Source organism: Chromohalobacter nigrandesensis (assembly GCF_023061285.1).
Lineage (GTDB): Bacteria > Pseudomonadota > Gammaproteobacteria > Pseudomonadales > Halomonadaceae > Chromohalobacter > Chromohalobacter nigrandesensis.
The window spans coordinates 46,491-65,924 of sequence record NZ_JAKGAM010000003.1 but is presented as its reverse complement, the minus strand read 5'-3'; the positions used below and the strand labels follow the sequence as shown (position 1 = coordinate 65,924).

Below are 19,434 nucleotides of genomic sequence, written 5' to 3'. Positions count from 1 at the left end.
CTGCGTCGCTGTCGGATTGGGAAGAGGCGTCGTCCTGGCCTTGGTCAGTGCCATCTTCGCCCTGTTCGGCGTCGTCTTCATAGGCATCCGCCGGGTCGTACTGCTCGCTGGCCTGTTCGTCATCGGGCATGTAAAGCGGCCCCTTCTGGCCGCAACCGGCGAGGGTGAGCAGGGCGATGCCGAGGGCGGCCAGTATCGGAAGTAAACGCATCATGCCTCCTGTCGCAGCGTGGCGAGCGCGTCGCGGGCGCGCTGGGCGGCAGCGCGGACCTGGTCGGGTGCGGTGCCGCCGATGTGGTTGCGTGCCGCCACCGAGCCTTCCAGCGTCAGCACCTCGAAGACGTCGGCCTGGATGGCGTCGGAGAATTGGCGCAATTCGTCGAGGGACATCTCCGACAGATCCTTCTGCTCGCGCAGGCCCAGCGCCACGGCCTGACCGACGATTTCATGGGCGTCGCGGAAGGCCACGCCGGCACGCACCAGGTAGTCCGCCAGGTCGGTGGCGGTGGAGAAGCCCTTGCGCGCAGCCTCGAACATATTGTCCGCCTTGGCCTCGATGGCCGGCACCATGTCGGCGAATGCCTTGAGACAGCCCTGCACGGTGTCGAGCGTGTCGAACAGCGGTTCCTTGTCTTCCTGATTGTCCTTGTTGTAGGCCAGCGGTTGCGACTTCATCAGCGTCAACAGGCCCATCAGGTGGCCATAGACGCGGCCGGTCTTGCCGCGCACCAGCTCGGGCACGTCGGGATTCTTCTTCTGCGGCATGATCGACGAGCCGGTGCAGAAACGGTCGGGCAGGTCGATGAAGTCGAACTGGGCGCTGGTCCACAGCACCAGTTCCTCGCTCATGCGCGACAGGTGCATCAACAGCACGCTGGCGAAGGCGCCGAATTCGATGGCGAAGTCGCGGTCGCTGACCGCGTCGAGGCTGTTCTCGGCGGGACGCTCGAACCCCAGCAACTCGGCGGTAACGTGGCGGTCGATGGGATAAGTGGTGCCGGCCAGCGCGGCGGCGCCCAGCGGCATCACGTTGACGCGCTTACGGCAGTCCAGCAGGCGTTCGTGATCGCGAGCGAGCATTTCCTGCCAGGCCAGCAGATGGTGGCCGAAGGTCACCGGCTGGGCGGTCTGCAGATGCGTGAAGCCGGGCATGATGGTATCGGCCTCGCGCGTGGCCAGCGCGATCAGCCCTTCGCGCAAGCGCGCGAGCTCGGCCGCAACGACATCGATCTCGTCGCGCAGATAAAGGCGGATGTCGGTGGCGATCTGGTCGTTGCGCGAGCGCCCGGTATGCAGCTTCTTGCCGGTGATGCCGATTTTTTCGGTCAGCCGAGCCTCGATGTTCATGTGCACGTCTTCGAGTTCCACCGACCAGGGAAACTGCTCGGCGTCGATTTCTCGCTCGATCTCCTCAAGGCCTTGCACGATGGTCTCGCGCTCATCAAAAGTGAGCACGCCGACACGCTCGAGCATGGTGGCATGGGCGATGGAACCGCGAATGTCGTGATGATAGAGGCGCCGGTCGAACGCCACCGAGGCCGTGAAACGTGCCACGAAGGTATCGGTAGGTTCGCTGAAGCGTCCGCCCCAGGATTGGTTGGTCGTATTGCTCATCGGGCGTGGCGTCCTGCTGGGTCGAGATGGTGATGCCCTGAGTGTACCAGAGTCGGCGCCGCTGGCGAGGCGGGACAAGGCGCGGGAACGCCGGGGGCGGGATTTTTCCTCGACCGGGGACTGCTTTATGATGATAGTCATCCCCGCCGCCGAAATAGGTGAGCGCCCATTGAGGAGAGTCCAATGCCCGCCATGCAGACACTGCGCATCGCCACCCGACAGAGCCGTCTCGCGTTATGGCAGGCCGAGCATGTCAAGGCTCGGCTGATGGCGCTACATCCCGGACTCGAGGTGGAGCTGGTCGCTATGACCACGCGCGGCGACAAGATTCTCGATTCGCCGCTGTCCAAGGTCGGCGGCAAGGGGCTCTTCGTCAAGGAATTGGAAGAGGCGCTGCTGGATGGACGCGCCGATATCGCCGTGCACTCGATGAAAGATGTACCGATGCACTTCCCTGAAGGGCTGGGACTGTCGGTGATTCTGGAGAGTAGCGCACCGACGGATGCTTTCGTCTCCAACGATTACACCACGCTGGATGCCTTGCCCGAAGGCGTGCGGGTGGGCACCTCGAGTCTGCGCCGGGGCCTGCAGGTCAAGGAAGCGCGCCCCGATCTGGAGGTGCTCAACCTGCGTGGCAACGTACAGACACGTTTGGGCAAGCTCGATGCCGGCGAATTCGAGGCGATCATTCTGGCCACCTCAGGGCTCGAGCGTCTCGAACTCGGCCACCGCATCACTCAGGAACTGCCGCCGGAAGTCAGCCTGCCGGCCTGCGGGCAGGGCGCGTTGGGTATCGAATGTCGCTATGACGATGAAACGCTGCTCGAGGTTCTGGCGCCGCTCGATCATGCGCAGACGGCGACTCGAGTGCGCGCCGAACGCGCCATGAACACACGCCTGGATGGTGGTTGTCAGGTACCCATCGGCGGCTACGCGGTGCTCGAGAATGGTGATCGCACGCTATGGCTGCGGGCACTGGTCGGGGATCCGGACGGCTCGCATGTGTTGCGCGCCGAGGGGCGTGGCTCGGCCGACGAGCCTGAAGCGCTGGGTGTGCGTATCGCCGAGTCGTTGCTCGATCAGGGCGCCGGCGAGATTCTCGCGGATGTGTACGGTCAGGAGGAATGAGCGCCGCGTCACGCATCCTGGTGACGCGCCCCGGGGAGGGCGGCGAACGGCTTTCCAAGGCCTTGTCGGAGGCGGGATTCGTGCCCGCCCGTCCGGCATTGATGCACTTGCAGCCGCTCGGCGTCGATGAGGTCAAGCGCGCGCCTTTGCTGGATGTCGATCAGTACGACGTGGTGATCGTGACCAGCCCCTTCGCCGCCGAGTGCCTGGTCGAGTGGCTCGATCGTTATTGGCCGCAATTGCCGCAGGGGCCGCGTTTCTATGCGCTGGGTGTGGCCACGGCGACGACGCTTTACCGTGGCCTGGACATCAAGGCGAGTGTGCCCGATCCCGGTCGCGGCACGACCAGCGAGGCGCTGTTGGCGATGCGCTCGCTGGCCCGACTCGGCGGTCAGCGGGTGCTGGTTGTCGGCGGAATGGGCGGGCGCCAGCTACTCGCGCAAACGCTTGAGGCGCGTGGCGCGCGCGCCACTAAGCTGGCACTCTATCAGCGCGTTTATACGGCGCCGGATGCGACCGCTGCCGACTGGCTCGCCACCGGCGATTTCACGGCGATGACCGTGACCAGTGGCGAATTGCTCGAGCATCTGGTTATCTGGTGCGGACAGGCGGCGTTGAACAAACCGCTAATCGTTTCCAGTCAGCGTTTGGCTACACTGGCAGACACGATGGGCTTCGCTTCGTTACACGTGGCGCAGGGCGCGACGCCGGAGGCCTTGGTGACCGCCGTACAGGAAGTAGGCGACACGTGACGCGCCAACGTTGATCACGATGAGTTTGAGAAAAGGGCTAGCGACACATGAGCAAACGACAGGATCAGGATGACAAGAACACGCCTACCGATGCGTCGACGTCCGCCGATGAGACGCCTCAGTCGCCGGCCTCCTCCGAGACTCACAAGGCCGACACCGACGGCGAGGTAGCCGACGAGACGCGCGGTGCCTCGGACAAGGCGGCGGACGCCGCGTCGTCCAAGGCATCGACGACCGACGCCGCAGCGTCCCAGGCCTCCTCCGACGCGACGCCAAAGGCTGATCGAAAGGCGGACGATGCATCGCGCAAGACAAGCGAGACGACATCCGCAACCGGTGCAGCGTCGTCCACCGCCAAACGTGGTGCCAAGAACCAGCAGGGCACCAAGTCTCAGCAAAAAGCCACGGACACTCCGGCCAAGGGCACGGGAAAGGCCCAGGCCGGCGGCAACGACTCCTCACCCCCCTCAGCGCAAGCGTCGCGAGGCGGTGGTGGCAACGGGCGTGGTCTGGCCATCGTGGCGCTGATCATCGCCGTGATCGTAGCCATCGTCGTGGTACTGGGGCTGGGATATGGCTGGAAGCGCTTGCAGGCGCAGCAGGCCGAACTGGCCAGTGCCGGTGACGAGAACGCCCAGACCATCGACACGCTGCGCCAGCGTCTCGACCAGCGGGAGCAAGCGTTCGAATCGCTGCAGGGCGATTTTCAGGACTATCGTCAAGACATCGACAAAAATCTCGACAAGATACTCTCCGAGCTGGCTGACGAGCAGGATGCCGACCCGCGTGAATGGCTGCATGCCGAGGCCGAGTATCTGCTGCGCCTGGCCAATCAGCGCTTGCAGCTCGAGCGCGACGTCAAGGGTGCCAAGGCGTTGCTACAGGCCGCCGATGAGCGTTTGGCCGATGCCGACAACCCGGCCTTGATTCCGGTGCGCCGGGCGATTCAGTCCGAGCTGGCGGCGCTGGATTCGGTGCCCACAGTGGATCGTACCGGGCTGTATCTGGCGTTGATGGCGCAGCAAGAGCAGTTGGCGGGTCTGCCGCTCAAGCAGGACGTGGAAGAGATGGCCGCGCAGAACGGCGACGATTCCTCGCTCGAGGGCGGCTGGCAACAACAGCTCTCCCGTCTGGGCGGCGAGCTCAAGGATCTCGTCGTCATACGCCGTCACGATGAGGCGCTGGAGGCCTTGGTGACGCCCGAGCAGGAATCCTACCTGCGGCAGAACGTTCGGCTCTTGCTCGAGCAGGCTCAATTGGCCTTGCTCAAGACCGAGCCCAAGCTCTACCAGGCCAGTCTCGACAAGGCGATCACCCTGATCGAGCGCTACTACGACACGCAACGCGAGGCGGTTAACAATTCCCTCGAGCGACTCGAGTCGTTGCGTGACAAGACCATTCGCCCCGAGCTGCCGGATATCAGCGAGTCGCAGCAGACGCTCAAGGACTTCATCGAGAAGCGTTTCCAGAACGGCAACGGTGACGGTGGTAGCGAGCAACGTCAGGACGATGAAGGAGAGAGTGAATGAGAAAGTTGATTCTTCTCATCGTCGTAGGGCTGGCCGTCGGCGCGCTATTCGGCCAGTTGATGCAGTCGATGCCCGGTTACTGGCTGGTGCGCGTGGGCGATACCTCGATCCAGACCTCGTTCTGGCTGGGCCTGGTGATATTGTTGGCGGTGTTTCTGGCCCTGCATTTCCTGCTGCGCGTCCTCTATCGTCTGCGGCGTCCGGTGAGTCGGCTCAAGGTCTGGAATAGCCGCACGCGCAATCGCAATGCCATGAAGCGTACCGTGAGAGGCCTGGTGGCACTCGCTGAAGGCCGCTGGAAACGTGCCGAGAGGGACCTGGTCAAGGCGGCGGACGATTCCAGTACACCGCTGGTCAATTACCTTTCTGCGGCACTGGCGGCGCATTATCAGGGACGTTTCGAACATGCCGACACGCTGCTCAAGCACGCCCACCACAGTACCGAAGGGGCCGATAACGCGGTGGGCATGGTGCAAGCGCAACTGATGCTCGATCGCCAGCAATTCGAGGAGGCGCTGGCGACGCTGACGCGTCTCGAAAAGCAGCTGCCCAATCATCCGCAGGTGCTCAAGCTGCTGCGTCAGGCCTATCTCAGCGTCAACGATTGGGAGGGCATTCGTCATTTGCTGCCTAAGCTCGACAAGCAGCAATTGATCACTGCGGAAGAGCGCCACGAGCTGGAACAGCGTGCCTATCACGAGTTGATCCTGCAGGCGGTTCAGCGCCAGCCCAATGCCGATGCCAACCGCGTGCGCAACCTGTGGGCCGACATGCCCGACTATCTGCGCAGCGATGTCGAACTGGTGGTGCTGTATACCGAGGCGCTGGTCAAGGACGGCGAAGAAGCAATGGCCGAGCGCTTGCTGCGGCATTCCCTCAAGGAGCACTGGGATACGCGTCTGGTGTTGCGTTATGGCCTGCTCAATGTGGATGCCGGGCGTCAGTTGGCGTATGCCGAGAAATGGCTGCAGGAACGTCCCAACGATCCCGATTTATTGCTGAGCCTGGGACGTTTATCGTTGCGCAACGCTTATTGGGGCAAGGCGCAGGAATATTTTGAAGCCAGCCAGCGCCAGCGTCCCAGTGGGATTGTATGTGCCGAGCTGGCGCGGCTTTACGCCAACCTGGGCGAGCATCAGAAGAGCCAGCTCTTCTATCGCCAGAGTGTGGAGCTGCTCGATCGCTCGTTGCCGGCGTTACCGCAGCCTAGCGAACGCACACGCTAGCCAACGTTTTTTGCTCTCCTGGGCGCCTGCGGGCGCCCTTTTTTATCGCCCGTCATGAAGGGGCGAATCGCGGCCTGCAGGCGCCTCATTGGGTGGTCTGTGGGCCGTTGGTGTTTCTACATCCTTGTCCAATCGGTCAAGATGCGGGTAACGTTAGAGCGTCCTTCATGACAACAATGACACACATAGGAACGACATCATGGCGCAGACTCCCCACCGACGTGCTGCCACGTCATCGACCTCGCAACAGGACGGTGCCCTGGAGCGTTACTTCGGCATCCGCCGCTATGGCTCGACCCTACGAACGGAATTACTTGCCGGCCTGGCGACTTTTCTCGCGGCGATGTACATCATCGTGGTCAACCCCTCGATCCTGAGCGATGCAGGCATTCCCTTCTCGGCGGGGCTCTCGGCGACCGTCTTGATCAGCTTCCTCAGCAGTCTGGCGATGGGGTTGTACGCACGTAATCCTATACTCGTCGCGCCCGGCATGGGCATGAACGCGCTGTTCGCCTATACCCTGGTGCAGGGGGCGGGCCTGCCTTGGCAAGTCGCGCTGGGCTGTGTGTTCTGGTCGGGCGTACTGTTCGCAGTGCTGGCGTTCTTCAACGTGCGCAAGGCGATCGTCGAGGCGATTCCCGATTCGCTGCGCTACGGCATCACCTGCGGCATCGGATTATTCATCACCTTCATCGGCTTCAAGAACGCCGGCTTCGTCGTCGACGATCCCGCTACGCTGATATCGCTAGGAGCGCTGGATCCGGCATTGATTACCTTCATCGTCGGGATGCTGCTGACGGCGGTTCTGGTCACGCTGCGCGTCAATGGCGCATTGGTGCTGGGCATCGTTATCACCACGCTGGTGGCGATACCCATGGGGCGCCTGTGGGGCGCGGATGTGGTCGTGGCGTGGAACGGTCTCGCTGCATGGCCGGATTTCAGCGTCATGTGGCAGGTCGACCTGTGGGGCGCGCTCAAGGTTGCCTACTGGCCGTTCATCTTCGTGATGCTGTTCACCAACTTCTTCGATGCGCTGTCATGCTTCCTGGCGCTCTCGGAGGCTGCCGATCTCAAGGATGCCAACGGGCAGCCGCGTAATCTCAAACGTTCGATGACTGTGGATGCCTTCGCTTCGATGATCGCCGCCCCGTTGGGCACCAGTGCTGCGCAGACGTTCATCGAGTCCGGGGTGGGCGTTGCACAAGGCGGGCGCACGGGGATCGTCGGCGTCGTCTGTGGCTTGCTGTTTCTACCGTTCCTGTTTCTGTCGCCATTGCTGTCACTGGTACCGGCGATCGCCACTGCGCCGGCATTGGTCATGGTGGGGGTGTTCATGCTGGCGCCGGTGGGACGTATCGAGTGGCAGAAGATGGATCAAGCCTTCCCGGCGTTTCTGGCGATTATCGTCATGCCGCTGACGTACTCGATCACGCTGGGTATTGCCTTCGCGTTCTTGAGTTTCGTGGCGATCAAGCTTTGCACGGGACGCCTGGCCGAGATCAAGCCCGCCATGTGGGTGACGGCGGTACTCTGCGCGATCATGCTGGTGACGATGCAGTGATGTAGCCTTGTACTGCATCAAGTACTGTCGGTCGTCGACAAACCGGCCGTCGAAAAAAGGGCCGCCCCATTCGGGGCGGCCCTTTTGCGTCGAGGTTGAGGAGAAGATTAGCGACCCTCATCCGGATCGGGGTCGTTGTCGCGGTCCGGCTGAGAATACTTCTGGGTGGTCGCTTCGGATGTCTTCGCAGCGTTGGGCGTAATGTCCTGGGTCTTGGGTTGACCGGCAGGACTGCCATCGACATCGAAATCCTGCTGCATGATGCGCAGGTTGGCCGGCGGTGCGGAGCCTGTGCGGTCTTGCCCGAAGTAGAGCGTGGTGTGCGGGAACGGAATCTCGATGCCTGCGGCGTCGAAGTGCATCTTGACCAAGCGGTTGTAGGCACGCCCCACGCCCCACTGGTCGCCCGGCGTGGTCTTGATGATCACGCGGATGTTGACCGAGCTGTCGGCCAGAGCGGTCACGCCTGCCACGCTGAGCGGCTCGAGTAGCTTGTAGCCGTGTTCGCTTTCCTTGAGAGCGTCGAAGGCGGCCTGCAATTGCTCGATGGCATCGTCGATGTTCTCGCGATAGGCGATACCGTATTCGCCCACGTGGTTACCGAATTCGCGCATGTAGTTGGAGACGGTATCCACCGAGGAGAACGGTACGATGTGGTAGGTGCCCGAGAGATCGCGAATACCCACCGAGCGGATGCTGATGCGTTCCGCCGTCCCGGTGGTGCCGCCTACGGTGACGACATCGCCGGTATTCATGGCGTTCTCAAGCTGGATGAATACCCCGGTGATGACATCCTGTACCAGTTTCTGCGAACCGAAACCGATGGCCAGGCCGAGGACCCCGGCACCGGCGATCAGCGGGCCGATGTTGATGCCGATTTCGGCCAATATGATCATCGCTGTCATGGTGATCAGGGCGATCGCCAGGGCATTGCGGAACAGGGACAACAGAGTCTTGGCGCGGGCCGAGGGCTCGGCGCCGGCATCGGCGTTCAAACGATGTTCGATCAGGCTGGCAAGTCCGATCCAGGCGGCGATGGCCACCAGCAGGATGATGATCACATTCAGCGTGGTGCCCACGACATGTATGCCGGCCTCGGAGGCATACCAGGCGGCGAGGTCGAAGACTTGCCAGGCGCTGAGCACGCACATTGCCACGACGATCAGGATGATCGCGCGAATCACCTTGAGAGTGGTCGGCACATAGGCGTTGAGGCGCTTTTCCAGCAGCGGAAGGCGGCGTTGGATGTCTCCGGAAAGGCTAATGCGGCGACCGATCAACTGAGTGAGCACGCCCGAGACCAGCATGCCGATGCCGATGATGATGACGGTCTTGAGCGTGGCCAACAGTACGAAGGGCAGTGCGGTTTCCGGGTGCAGGACGGTGACGGCGAACACTACCAGTGCATAGGCCAGGGCCAGCATGTGCCAGATGCGTCCCAGCAGGCGCAGCGCGAAGCGCGTAGCGCTCATGTCGGCGTTCTCGGCGCGTTGCATCAGGGCATCGCGTAACGGTATGCGGTGTTTGAGGATCACCGTGGCGGCGTAGATCAGCGCCAGTAGCATGATCAGCGTGCCGAGCCCCTGGCCGAGCGCCGGCGAGAGGTTGTAGTTGACGATGGGTACCGCCACCAGCATGCCGTAACCGATGAAGCCGGCCAGGCGTGCGAGGAAGCGATTGCAGTACGAGGCCTGTGGCGAGGCGATGGGCATCAGGCGCAGGCCAGCGTAATGCGATGAAAACAGCATGCGCAGCGCAGCCTTGAACAGCTCGATCATCAAGAAAGCGTTCAGGAACAGCGAGAAGCGCGTCTCCATGCTGCCTGCCTCGCCGATGGCGAAGGTTGCTATCAGGTTGCCAACGACATAAGCCAGTATGACGACGACGACATCCACGACGGCGGCCAATACCACTGCGACGAGGGTGCGCAGCAAGGCGCTTTTTTCGGTGCGCTGCGACGACCATTGGCTGAGTTTGCCAAACAGCGGCGATGCAAGACGTCGCAGGACGAACAACGCCACGAAGGCGCCGATGACTACCAGTGCGAAGTTGAGCGCGGCGATCAGGAACGCGCCGGTATCGAAGCCGGGCCCGCTGGCGCTGGCATCGCTACTGGCGAACAAGCCGACCAGGGCTGCGCCTAGGCTCTTGAACTGACCGCCCAGATTACCCGCGATATCACTGGTGGCATCGGCCAGGCGGCGAGGGAAGGAGACCTCCGCGGCCGTCTGACTGCTGGGCGCCTCGTCGGCGATCTTCCCGGGAGAAGATGCGCCTTCGACATCCAGGGCGTTTTCCTGGGCTGCCTGGGCACGCAGTTGATCGATGATCGTCTGGCGGGTCTGCTCGTTCTCGAGCATGTCGGCCAGGGTCGAATAGGCGGGGGAGTCGCCGTCCGTGGGCGTCGCGTCCTGTTGAGCCAGGGCCGGCGCCATCACGAATAGCAGACACAGCAACAACCAACGGCTGAGCCACGTATCGAGACGTAGAGTCGGCACGCGGGAACCTCCTTGTAAGGAATGATGAGTGGCGCGCAGCCACATCGTTCATGATGAATTTGCTTATCAATACTAACACTAGGCAGCTCATTGCCGAGCGTCGAGCGATGCATGCAGCGTTTAGTCGGTCTAGTGTCGTGTCGCGCATGAGTCATGTGCCACCGCTGGCATGATGATAACGGCTTCGTGCTTTTTTGTACCATCCTTGTACGGATCTGTATTGTCTGGCGCTTTAGTCATACTAAAAACGAAAAAAGCCAACCCTCGGGGTTGGCTTTTTCGGTGTTTGGTGGAGGCGGGGGGAATTGAACCCCCGTCCGCCGGCACTCACCCATCGGCTCTACATGCTTAGGTCCGTCTTTTAATTTAGCGCCTCTGGCTCCGACGGGCAGGATCCAGCGACGCGATTCCTCTAAGTTTTAGCGGCTGACGCGAGGACAAAGCCAGCCGCGATCCCATCAGTCTGAGCTCGTATCCCATCGGTGATGAATGGGCACATCACCTCCGGGCCGGACTAGAAGCTAGCAGTTGTTACGCTGCCAGCGCGCCCTGAGCATAGTTGTCGTCGTTTGCGACTATTTTATCGTAACGTTGGATTTACGAGATACGTTACGCTCTCGGCATGCACCTCAGGGATTGTCACCGGCGTCGAAGCCATGTCGCCCCCGTAAGCGTTTCTACAGTCTAACAGTTGGGACGCCCCGAGGCTAGTTCAACCCCGTCGCCACGGCTTTTCGTGGCCAAGCGTCTCTGTCTCGATGAGCCTTTCTCGATGCGTCCTGCCGCATTCAGTGGGCACGCATGATACGGGCTTTTTCACGGTCCCAGTCGCGGGCCTTTTCCGTGGCACGCTTGTCGTGCATCTTCTTGCCGCGCACCAGAGCGAGCTCGCACTTGACGAGGTTCTTCTTCCAGTACAATTTCAGCGGCACGCACGTATGCCCCTTATCCTGAGTACGCGAGAAGATCTTGGCGATCTCCTTGCGATGCAGCAGTAGTTTGCGCGTACGCGATGGGTCTGCCACCACATGCGTGCTCACGGTATTGAGCGGCGTGATGTGACTGCCCAGCAGCCAAGCTTCGCCATTCTTGATCAGGATGTAGGTATCGGTGAGCTGCGCCTTGCCGGCACGCAGGCTCTTGACCTCCCATCCGGACAGCGACAAGCCAGCCTCGAAGGTCTCGTCGATATGGTATTCGAAGCGAGCCTTCTTGTTTTGCGCGATGGTGCTCGAGCCGATATTGCCCTTTTTCTTGGCCATGGAACCTCTACATTACTATGCACTATGCGCCGAATCCGCTAGCCCATGACATGGGGGAAGGCGTGATATCATTCAAGGACTTGATGTTAACCTTCCATCATACGCGCACGGCGCAACAAAGTCAGCGGAGTGATGAATGCCTACGGTCAACCGATCCGCCTTGGTAAGACATTCATGCAAGGCGATGTTCGATCTGGTCAACGATTTCGAAAGTTACCCTGAATTCTTGCCGGGGTGCCGTCGTGCCCGGGTCATCGAGCACGAAGAGGGGCGCTATCTGATAGGTGAGATGACCCTGGGTAAAGGGAGCGTGGAACAGACGCTGGCCACGCGTAACGATCTCTATCCCTACGAGCGTATTGAGCTATCCTTGGCTGAGGGGCCCTTCAAGCGCCTCAACGGTCGCTGGTTGTTCACGCCGATGGGTGAGTCGGCCTGTCGGGTGAGTCTGGAAATGGAATTCGAATTTTCCAACCGCCTGTTGGGAATGGCGTTTGGCAAGCTGTTTCAACAAGTGGCCGGCCAGTTGGTCGACGCGTTCACGCGTCGCGCGGATGCGCTTTATGGCCGCCAGTGACAGCGATGTGCAAACGCACGTCAACGTCGAGGTCGCCTTTGCGGAGCCTCATCGGCAGCATGTCATTGCGCTCACGGTGCCATCGGGGACGTCGGCGCGCGACGTGGTCGCAATGGCCGACCTGCCGGCCCTGTTTCCCGAGCGCGGGACAGACTTCTTCAGTCATGCGCCACTGGGAATCTATGGGCAAGCATTGCGCGAGCCGGACCGACATACGCTAGTGGAAGGGGATCGCGTCGAGGTCTATCGCTCATTGGAGGTCGACCCCAAGCAAGCGCGCCTGGCGCGGGCTCGGGGAGACGACTGAGCAAGGCGCGACGCGTTTACTCTTCCGGTGCGTAGCTGGGACCCGCTGCGGGGGCGCCGTCGCCTGGGCCGGAGCCTTCCACCGCCGGACCGGGGCCGCTCTGAGTCGAGAGGTCGACATTGTCCTCAATATCGCCCTCTCGCTCGATGTCGGTCAGCTTGTCGTTTTGGAAGTTCAGCGTCACACGCTTTTCTTCCACATCGCCATAGGCCTCGTCGAGATAGAAGACGTAGTCCCAGCGATTTTCGTCGAACGGGCCTTGTAGCAAGGGGCTGCCCATTACATAGCGCACCTGCTCCTTGGTCATGCCAGTCTCGAGTTGCGAGACCATGTCCTGGGTGATGAGATTGCCCTGAGCCAGGTCGCGTTTGTAAACGCCGACATAGCTGCACCCGCTGACGAGCGTCAGGGCGACGGAAAAGGTGACTGTTTTAATCAAGTTTTGCATTTGCGCCTATCATTCACTATCGTTGCCTGGATTGATCATACCTGACCTACCACGATACTGCGAAGAGCAACCGCAACCATGGCCGATCAGAACCATGAACTGCGCAAGGCGGGGCTAAAAGTCACCTTGCCGCGTGTCAAGATCCTGCAAATTCTCGAAAGTACGCAGGACCAACACCATCTGAGCGCCGAAGATGTCTACAAGGCTTTGCTCGACGCAGGTGACGATGTCGGTCTGGCAACCGTATATCGTGTCTTGACTCAGTTCGAGACGGCGGGACTGGTGATTCGTCACAATTTCGATGGCGGACATGCCGTTTTCGAATTGTCCCAGGAAGAACATCACGATCATATGGTGTGCCTGGAAAGCGGCGAAATCATCGAGTTCTTCGACGATACCATCGAGCGGCGCCAACGCGAGATTGCCGAGGAGCACGGCTTCGAGCTCGTCGACCATGCCTTGGTTTTGTACGTGCGCCCCAAGGGCTCCAGCGTGACGCGCCAGGAAGGCTCGGGGTCCGGCAAGAAGTAACCCGAACAGTAAGCGCACACGACGATGCAACCGGCCTCCATGGCCGGTTGCGTCGTTTCATGCCCCGCTTCCTTCATCGAGGCGACTATATATCCAGGCGGATCAGTGCTGAGCGTGCTGGCTGGCGTCGAGCATTTCACGGGCATGCGCCAGGGTGCGGTCGGAGAGCTTGACGCCGCCGAGCATGCGGGCGAGTTCACGCACACGTCCGGCATCGTCGAGCAGCGCCATATGCGTGAGCGTCGTATCGTGTTCGGCGCGCTTTTCGATATGCAGATGATGATGCGCCTGGGCCGCGACTTGCGGCAGATGCGTCACGGTCAGGATCTGTCCCTGGGCGCCGAGTCGCCGCAGCAACTGGCCGACGATTTCCGCGATAGCACCGGATACGCCGACATCGACTTCATCGAAGACCATGCTGGGGGCGCTGCTATGCTGCGCGGCGACGACCTGGATCGCCAGGCTGATGCGCGACAGCTCGCCGCCCGACGCCACCTTGCTCAGTGGGCGTGACGGCTGGCCAGGGTTGGCGCTGATCATGAAACGGACCTGGTCGAGCCCTTCGGTCTGAGGTGTCTCGCGCGGTGAAATAGCAACCTCGAAGGTCGCTTTGCCCAGTCCCAGGAAGGCCAGTTGCGCCTGCACGGCCTCGCCGAAGTCGCGCGCCGCCTCGAGGCGTGCCTCGCTGATCGCCCGAGCCTGCTCTCTATAGGTATCGCGGGCCTGCTCTACTTCCTCGCTGAGCGCTTCCAGGTCATGCTCGCCACCTTCGAGACTCGCCAATTCGTCGCTGAGGCGCTGATGCAGGTCGCGCAGTTCCTCGGGCATGACATGGTGCTTGCGGGCGATGCGATGCACTTCGCCGAGGCGGTTCTCGACGTCCGTCAGGCGCTGCGGGTCGAGCTCGGTGGTGTCGACGAAGCGATGCAGCTCGCGTGCCGCTTCCTCGATCTGGATCTGCGCTTCGCCCAGCATGGCCAGGGCATCTGCCAGTTGGCGTTGGGTCTTTTCGGGGGCGTTTCCCAGGCGGGCGTTGGCCTGATGCAGTAACGACAACGCGCCGTGCTCGTCCTGATCGCAACAGTCGGCGGCGAACTGGGCATCTCCCAGAACCTCCTCGAGATTGGCCAGCTGAGTCTGTTCGTCCTCCAGCGTTTCCAACTCGCCCTCGCCGAGCGCCAGTTGATCCAGTTCCTCGACCTGGTAACGCAGTAGCTGACGCCGTGCCTGGACTTCATCGCCACTTTCCTGAAGGTCGCGCAGTCGACGCCGGCATGCACGCCAATGGTGGAAATGCTCGCCGAGGGCGGTCACGGCATCGGTCTGGCCGGCATAGGTGTCGAGCAGGCGCAGGTGGGTTTCTTCGCGCAGTAGCGCTTGATGGGCGTGTTGGCTGTGAACCTCGATGAGATGTTCGCCGAGCGCTTTCAAGTCGCTCACCGTGACCGGTTGGCCGTTGATCCAGGCCTTGGAGCGCCCCGAGGCGGTGACGACGCGCCGCAACAAGCACTCGTCTTGTGGCAGTTCGCGCTCGGCGAGCCAGGCGCGAGCGTCGCCGAGGCGGGTGATGTCGAAGCGCGCACTGATGTCTGCGCGCTCGCAGCCGTGGCGCACACTGCCCACATCGGCACGCTCTCCCAGACATAGCCCCAGGGCGCCGAGCATGATCGATTTGCCGGCACCGGTCTCACCGGTGATGGCCGTCATACCGTCGTGCAGGTCCAGATCGAGGCGCTCGACGATGGCGTAGTCGCGAATGGCAAGTTGTATCAGCATGAAAACCTCCGGGCGTCGGAAACGAAGCTGATCTCTGTGTGTTTATACAGTAGTTGGGTGAGGGCTTCAATTGCCAGTCACTGCAGGCGATACGGGTGACTTGAGATCGTTCAACGCATCCCCATATAGGAGGCAATCGCTTATTAGATGCGGCTTCGGGCCGCGCCAGCCGTCAGGAGAAACTCATGGCCAAAGACCCGCAGACCCCGACCGAGGAAGAGTTGGCTCGCGCTGAGCGCGATGCCGAATCCCAGCCGGACGACACCACCGGAGACGATGCTGAGCTCGAAGGCGTCGTCGAAGATATCGATGCCAGCGAGGCCGATGCCGAGGCGCTCGAAAACCCTGAAGCCGATGCGCTGGCGGTGCGTGTCGAAGAATTGGAGCAAGCCTTGACGGAGTCCAAGGATCAGGCGGCGCGCGCCGCCGCCGAGGCTCAGAACGTGCGTCGCCGCGCCGAGCAGGATGTCGAGAAGGCACGCAAGTTCGCCCTGGAGAAATTCGTCAAGGAGTTGCTGCCGGTGGTCGACAGCCTGGAAAAGGCACTGGAGTCGATGCAGGAAGGTGCGAGCGAGGTGCATCGCGAAGGGGTTTCGATGACCCTGAAGTTGCAGCTCGATGTGCTTAACAAGTTCGGCGTGGAAGCCGTCGATCCGCAAGGCGAGCCGTTCGACCCGCAAGTGCATGAAGCCATGACCATGGTGCCCAACCCCGAGGTTGAGCCCAACACCGTGATCGAGGTCATGCAGAAGGGGTATTTGTTGAATGGACGCCTGGTACGTCCGGCGATGGTAGTCGTCAGCCAAGCCGCCAATTGATGTGGCAGGGGAGGGATGTGACGCCGAGCCCTTGAAAGGTGTGCCCCCACCCCCCAAATAGACGGACAGCGAGGCGGCAATGCCGCCGACGAACACGAAACAGTCAAGCAACGATTTTGAGGTATTCCAATGGGACGCATCATCGGTATTGATTTGGGGACCACCAACTCCTGTGTTGCCATCCTGGACGGCGGCGACGCGAAGGTGATCGAAAACGCGGAAGGTACACGTACCACGCCCTCCATCATCGCCTACACCGACGATGGTGAAACGCTGGTCGGCCAGGCCGCCAAGCGCCAGGCCGTGACCAACCCCAGCAACACGCTGTACGCGATCAAGCGCCTGATCGGCCGCAAGTTCAAGGACGATGTCGTCCAGAAAGACATCAAGATGGTGCCCTACACCATCACCGAGGCCGATAACGGCGACGCTTGGGTCGAGGTCAAGGGCAGCAAGTTGGCTCCGCCGCAGGTCAGTGCGGAAGTCCTGAAGAAGATGAAGAAGACCGCCGAGGACTATCTCGGTGAAGAAGTCACCGACGCGGTGATCACCGTGCCGGCGTACTTCAACGACAGCCAGCGTCAGGCCACCAAGGATGCCGGTCGCATCGCCGGTCTCGAAGTCAAGCGCATCATCAACGAGCCGACGGCGGCGGCGCTGGCCTACGGCATGGACAAGGCGCGTGGCGACAAGACCATCGCGGTCTATGACCTGGGCGGCGGTACCTTCGATATCTCCATCATCGAAGTGGCCGATGTCGATGGCGAGACCCAGTTCGAAGTGCTGGCCACCAACGGTGACACCTTCCTGGGCGGCGAAGACTTCGATCTCAAGCTGATCGACTACCTCGTGCAGCAGTTCAAGAACGATTCCGGTATCGACCTGTCCGGCGACAGCCTCGCCATGCAGCGTCTCAAGGAAGCCGCCGAGAAGGCCAAGATCGAGCTGTCCGCGGCTCAGCAGACCGAAGTCAATCTGCCGTACATCACCGCCGACAACACCGGGCCCAAGCACCTCAACGTCAAGATTACCCGGGCCAAGCTCGAGTCGCTGGTCGAGGAGCTGGTCAAGCAGTCGCTGGGGCCGTGCAAGACCGCGTTGAGCGACGCCGGCCTGTCCGCGTCCGAGATCGACGATGTGATTCTGGTCGGCGGCCAGACGCGCATGCCGCTGGTGCAGTCCAAGGTGGCTGAATTCTTCGGCAAGGACGCTCGCAAGGACGTCAACCCGGACGAAGCCGTGGCCGTTGGCGCGGCAATCCAGGGTGGCGTGCTGGGCGGCGACGTCAAGGACGTGCTGCTGCTCGACGTCACGCCGCTGACCCTGGGTATCGAAACCCTGGGTGGCGTCATGACGCCGCTGATCGAGAAGAACACCACCATCCCGACGAAGAAGACCCAGACCTTCTCGACCGCGGATGACAACCAGACGGCCGTGACCATCCACGTGCTGCAGGGTGAGCGCAAGCAGTCGGGCGGCAACAAGTCACTGGGTCGCTTCGACCTGGCCGACATCCCGCCGGCGCCGCGCGGTGTGCCGCAGATCGAAGTGGCGTTTGACTTGGATGCCAACGGTATCCTCAACGTCTCCGCCAAGGACAAGGCCACCGGCAAGGAACAGTCCATCGTCATCAAGGCCTCCGGCGGTCTCTCCGACGAAGAGATCGACCAGATGGTTCAAGATGCCGAGGCGCATGAGGCCGAGGACAAGAAGTTCGAAGAGCTGGTGCAGCTGCGTAACCAGGCCGACGGTATGGTCCACGCCGCGCGCAAGACCCTCGAAGAAGCCGGCGACAAGGTCGAGGCCAGCGAGAAAGAGCAGATCGAGACCGCGATCAGCGAGCTCGAGGAAGCGACCAAGGGCGACGACCAGGAGCATATCCAGGCCAAGCTCGACGCGCTGACCGAAGCCTCCGGCAATCTGGCGCAGAAGATGTACGCCGAACAAGGCGATGCGAGCGCCGAGGGTGGCGAGCAGCAAGCCGACGATGGCGCTCAGAAGAAAGAAGACGACGTGGTTGACGCCGAGTACGAGGAAGTCAACGACGACCAGAAAAAGCAGTAACCACGACGTCTGATGCTCGCATGACGGCAGCGCGGGGGATGTTCTCCCGCGTTGCTGTTTGCGCAGCGCCGACACGGAGGCGGACCATCCATGTCCAAGCGTGACTATTACGAAATATTGGGCATCGACAGGGGAGCCGATCAGAAAGAGATCAAGAAGGCTTACCGTCGACTTGCCCAGAAGTACCATCCGGATCGCAATCCGGATGACGACACCTCGGCGGAGAAGTTCCGCGAAGTGTCCGAGGCTTATGAAGTCCTCGCCGATGAAGAAAAGCGGGCTGCCTATGACCAGTTCGGCCATGCCGGTGTCGACGGTCAGGGTGGCGGCGGCTTCGGTGGTGGCGGTGCCGGTGCAGGCGGTTTCAGCGATATCTTCGGCGATGTGTTCGGCGATATCTTCGGGGGCGGTGGTCGCCGCAATCCCAATGCGCCTCAGCGTGGCGCCGACCTGCGCTACAACCTCGAGATCGATCTCGAGGACGCTGTCGCCGGTACCACGGTCGATATCCGCGTACCGCGTCACATCGCGTGTGAGCATTGCGATGGCGATGGCGCCGAGCCGGGCTCCAGCAAGGAAACCTGTCCGACCTGTCACGGTCAGGGTCAGGTACGCATGCAGCAGGGCTTCTTCGCCGTGCAGCAGACCTGCCCGACTTGCCATGGCGCCGGTCAGAGCATCAAGGTGCCATGCCGCAAGTGCCATGGCGAAGGGCGCGTGCGCGAAACGCGGACCTTGTCGGTGAAGATCCCCGCTGGGGTCGATACCGGCGACCGGATTCGTCTCAACAACGAGGGTGAATCGGGGCTTAATGGCGGGCCGCCGGGCGATCTGTACGTGCAGGCGGCGATCAAACCGCACCCGATCTTCGAGCGTGACGGACGCCACCTGCAGTGCGACGTGCCGATCAACTTCATCGACGCGACGCTGGGCGGTGAGCTGGAAGTGCCGACCCTGGATGGCCGGGTCAAGCTGAAGATTCCGCCGGAGACACAGACCGGCAAGATGTTCCGGCTCAAGGGCAAGGGCGTCAAACCGGTACGCGGCGGCCCGCCCGGCGACCTGCTGTGCAAGGTCGTGGTAGAAACGCCGGTCGACTTGAGCGAGGAACAGAAGGACCTGCTGCGCCGCTTCCAGGAAAGCCTGGACGGTAGCAACAGCCATCACTCGCCGAAGAAGTCGAGCTTCTTCGACGGCGTGAAGAAGTTCTTCGAGGACATGAAGCCGTAACACGGCCTTCTTGCCCAAACGATCAAGGCCCCGCCCTCCGTAAGGAGGCGGGGTCTTTTTCGTGTTTGCTACTGGCTCAGCAGGTGCTGTATCCACCATTTGTAGATGGGAAT

At 61.7% G+C, this 19,434-nt stretch carries 16 protein-coding genes, 1 other RNA gene and 1 pseudogene; 11 read left to right on the top strand and 7 right to left on the bottom strand.

The features are described 5' to 3' along the window. Positions 1-100: 100 nt before the first annotated feature. Positions 101-211, bottom strand: a pseudogene (gene lptM, locus L1073_RS17300) (LPS translocon maturation chaperone LptM); the annotation flags it as partial. Continuing rightward, positions 211-1,614 carry an argininosuccinate lyase gene (gene argH / locus L1073_RS05635; protein ID WP_246897473.1) on the bottom strand — a complete coding sequence of 468 codons (1,404 nt, stop codon included), beginning with the start codon at positions 1,612-1,614 and terminating at the stop codon, positions 211-213. The pseudogene lptM and the gene argH, both read right to left, overlap by 1 nt. A gap of 183 nt (positions 1,615-1,797) precedes the next feature. Between argH and hemC the strand changes: the two genes are divergently transcribed. From hemC to L1073_RS05610, 5 genes are all read left to right on the top strand, one after another. Further along, entirely contained in the window at positions 1,798-2,742 is a 945-nt protein-coding gene (gene hemC, locus L1073_RS05630) for a hydroxymethylbilane synthase (protein WP_246897471.1), read from the top strand. Next, the gene (locus L1073_RS05625) at positions 2,739-3,494 is read left to right on the top strand and encodes a uroporphyrinogen-III synthase (protein ID WP_246897469.1); all 756 of its coding nucleotides are present in this window, start codon (positions 2,739-2,741) and stop codon (positions 3,492-3,494) included. Before hemC ends, L1073_RS05625 begins: the two co-directional genes overlap by 4 nt. A 47-nt stretch (positions 3,495-3,541) precedes the next feature. Next, the gene (locus tag L1073_RS05620) at positions 3,542-5,023 is read left to right on the top strand and encodes a uroporphyrinogen-III C-methyltransferase (RefSeq protein ID WP_246897467.1); all 1,482 of its coding nucleotides are present in this window, start codon (positions 3,542-3,544) and stop codon (positions 5,021-5,023) included. Further along, complete coding sequence (locus tag L1073_RS05615; protein WP_246897465.1) at positions 5,020-6,249, top strand: heme biosynthesis HemY N-terminal domain-containing protein; 1,230 nt, start codon at positions 5,020-5,022, stop codon at positions 6,247-6,249. The genes L1073_RS05620 and L1073_RS05615 overlap by 4 nt, the downstream gene beginning before the upstream one ends. Before the next feature lie 199 nt (positions 6,250-6,448). After that, a complete protein-coding gene (locus tag L1073_RS05610; RefSeq protein ID WP_246897463.1) occupies positions 6,449-7,810 on the top strand; it encodes an NCS2 family permease in 1,362 nt (453 codons plus the stop codon). Positions 7,811-7,917: 107 nt separating this feature from the next. On the opposite strand, the gene ybiO is transcribed toward L1073_RS05610, so the two are convergent. The 3 genes from ybiO to smpB all read right to left on the bottom strand — a co-directional run bounded on the left by ybiO (position 7,918) and on the right by smpB (position 11,570). Further along, the gene (gene ybiO / locus L1073_RS05605) at positions 7,918-10,308 is read right to left on the bottom strand and encodes a mechanosensitive channel protein (RefSeq protein ID WP_246897461.1); all 2,391 of its coding nucleotides are present in this window, start codon (positions 10,306-10,308) and stop codon (positions 7,918-7,920) included. 287 nt (positions 10,309-10,595) lie between these two features. Continuing rightward, positions 10,596-10,975, bottom strand: a transfer-messenger RNA (tmRNA) gene (gene ssrA, locus L1073_RS05600). A 121-nt stretch (positions 10,976-11,096) separates the two neighbouring features. Beyond that, on the bottom strand, positions 11,097-11,570 hold the full coding sequence (gene smpB / locus L1073_RS05595; RefSeq protein WP_246897454.1) for an SsrA-binding protein SmpB: 474 nt from the start codon (positions 11,568-11,570) through the stop codon (positions 11,097-11,099). A 136-nt stretch (positions 11,571-11,706) separates the two neighbouring features. Between smpB and L1073_RS05590 the strand changes: the two genes are divergently transcribed. Together L1073_RS05590 and L1073_RS05585 are read left to right on the top strand one after the other, a co-directional pair. After that, entirely contained in the window at positions 11,707-12,147 is a 441-nt protein-coding gene (locus L1073_RS05590) for a type II toxin-antitoxin system RatA family toxin (protein WP_246897452.1), read from the top strand. Next, complete coding sequence (locus tag L1073_RS05585) at positions 12,134-12,454, top strand: RnfH family protein (RefSeq protein WP_246897450.1); 321 nt, start codon at positions 12,134-12,136, stop codon at positions 12,452-12,454. The genes L1073_RS05590 and L1073_RS05585 overlap by 14 nt, the downstream gene beginning before the upstream one ends. Positions 12,455-12,470: 16 nt before the next feature. Here the strand turns inward: L1073_RS05585 and L1073_RS05580 are convergent, their stop codons facing one another. Continuing rightward, on the bottom strand, positions 12,471-12,902 hold the full coding sequence (locus tag L1073_RS05580) for an outer membrane protein assembly factor BamE (protein ID WP_246897448.1): 432 nt from the start codon (positions 12,900-12,902) through the stop codon (positions 12,471-12,473). Between the two features lie 78 nt (positions 12,903-12,980). Between L1073_RS05580 and fur the strand changes: the two genes are divergently transcribed. Beyond that, complete coding sequence (fur, locus tag L1073_RS05575; RefSeq protein WP_246897446.1) at positions 12,981-13,433, top strand: ferric iron uptake transcriptional regulator; 453 nt, start codon at positions 12,981-12,983, stop codon at positions 13,431-13,433. A 102-nt stretch (positions 13,434-13,535) separates the two neighbouring features. Here fur and recN read toward each other — a convergent pair whose 3' ends face one another. Beyond that, positions 13,536-15,209 carry a DNA repair protein RecN gene (gene recN / locus L1073_RS05570; RefSeq protein WP_246897445.1) on the bottom strand — a complete coding sequence of 558 codons (1,674 nt, stop codon included), beginning with the start codon at positions 15,207-15,209 and terminating at the stop codon, positions 13,536-13,538. Between the two features lie 185 nt (positions 15,210-15,394). On the opposite strand from recN, the gene grpE reads away from it, so the two are divergent. The 3 genes from grpE (at position 15,395) to dnaJ (ending at position 19,321) form a co-directional block, all read left to right on the top strand. Further along, positions 15,395-16,027 (top strand): nucleotide exchange factor GrpE, encoded by a 633-nt coding sequence (gene grpE / locus L1073_RS05565; RefSeq protein ID WP_246897443.1) that lies wholly within the window; start codon positions 15,395-15,397, stop codon positions 16,025-16,027. 129 nt (positions 16,028-16,156) lie between these two features. Further along, positions 16,157-18,091: a molecular chaperone DnaK gene (dnaK, locus tag L1073_RS05560; protein WP_246897441.1), complete on the top strand. Its 1,935-nt coding sequence runs from the start codon at positions 16,157-16,159 to the stop codon at positions 18,089-18,091. 90 nt (positions 18,092-18,181) lie between these two features. Next, positions 18,182-19,321, top strand: coding sequence for a molecular chaperone DnaJ (gene dnaJ / locus L1073_RS05555; protein ID WP_246897440.1), 1,140 nt, complete (start codon positions 18,182-18,184; stop codon positions 19,319-19,321). Positions 19,322-19,434: the final 113 nt, after the last annotated feature.

Excerpts from the sequence above, each read along its gene's own strand:
- L1073_RS05585 (WP_246897450.1), top strand. The coding sequence starts at position 12,134 with ATGGCCGCCAGTGACAGCGATGTGCAAACGCACGTCAACGTCGAGGTC.
- grpE (WP_246897443.1), top strand. The coding sequence starts at position 15,395 with ATGGCCAAAGACCCGCAGACCCCGACCGAGGAAGAGTTGGCTCGCGCT.
- L1073_RS05620 (WP_246897467.1), top strand. The coding sequence starts at position 3,542 with ATGAGCAAACGACAGGATCAGGATGACAAGAACACGCCTACCGATGCG.
- L1073_RS05580 (WP_246897448.1), bottom strand. The coding sequence starts at position 12,902 with ATGCAAAACTTGATTAAAACAGTCACCTTTTCCGTCGCCCTGACGCTC.
- recN (WP_246897445.1), bottom strand. The coding sequence starts at position 15,209 with ATGCTGATACAACTTGCCATTCGCGACTACGCCATCGTCGAGCGCCTC.
- dnaK (WP_246897441.1), top strand. The coding sequence starts at position 16,157 with ATGGGACGCATCATCGGTATTGATTTGGGGACCACCAACTCCTGTGTT.
- dnaJ (WP_246897440.1), top strand. The coding sequence starts at position 18,182 with ATGTCCAAGCGTGACTATTACGAAATATTGGGCATCGACAGGGGAGCC.
- hemC (WP_246897471.1), top strand. The coding sequence starts at position 1,798 with ATGCCCGCCATGCAGACACTGCGCATCGCCACCCGACAGAGCCGTCTC.
- argH (WP_246897473.1), bottom strand. The coding sequence starts at position 1,614 with ATGAGCAATACGACCAACCAATCCTGGGGCGGACGCTTCAGCGAACCT.
- L1073_RS05590 (WP_246897452.1), top strand. The coding sequence starts at position 11,707 with ATGCCTACGGTCAACCGATCCGCCTTGGTAAGACATTCATGCAAGGCG.
- smpB (WP_246897454.1), bottom strand. The coding sequence starts at position 11,570 with ATGGCCAAGAAAAAGGGCAATATCGGCTCGAGCACCATCGCGCAAAAC.
- L1073_RS05615 (WP_246897465.1), top strand. The coding sequence starts at position 5,020 with ATGAGAAAGTTGATTCTTCTCATCGTCGTAGGGCTGGCCGTCGGCGCG.
- fur (WP_246897446.1), top strand. The coding sequence starts at position 12,981 with ATGGCCGATCAGAACCATGAACTGCGCAAGGCGGGGCTAAAAGTCACC.
- L1073_RS05625 (WP_246897469.1), top strand. The coding sequence starts at position 2,739 with ATGAGCGCCGCGTCACGCATCCTGGTGACGCGCCCCGGGGAGGGCGGC.
- L1073_RS05610 (WP_246897463.1), top strand. The coding sequence starts at position 6,449 with ATGGCGCAGACTCCCCACCGACGTGCTGCCACGTCATCGACCTCGCAA.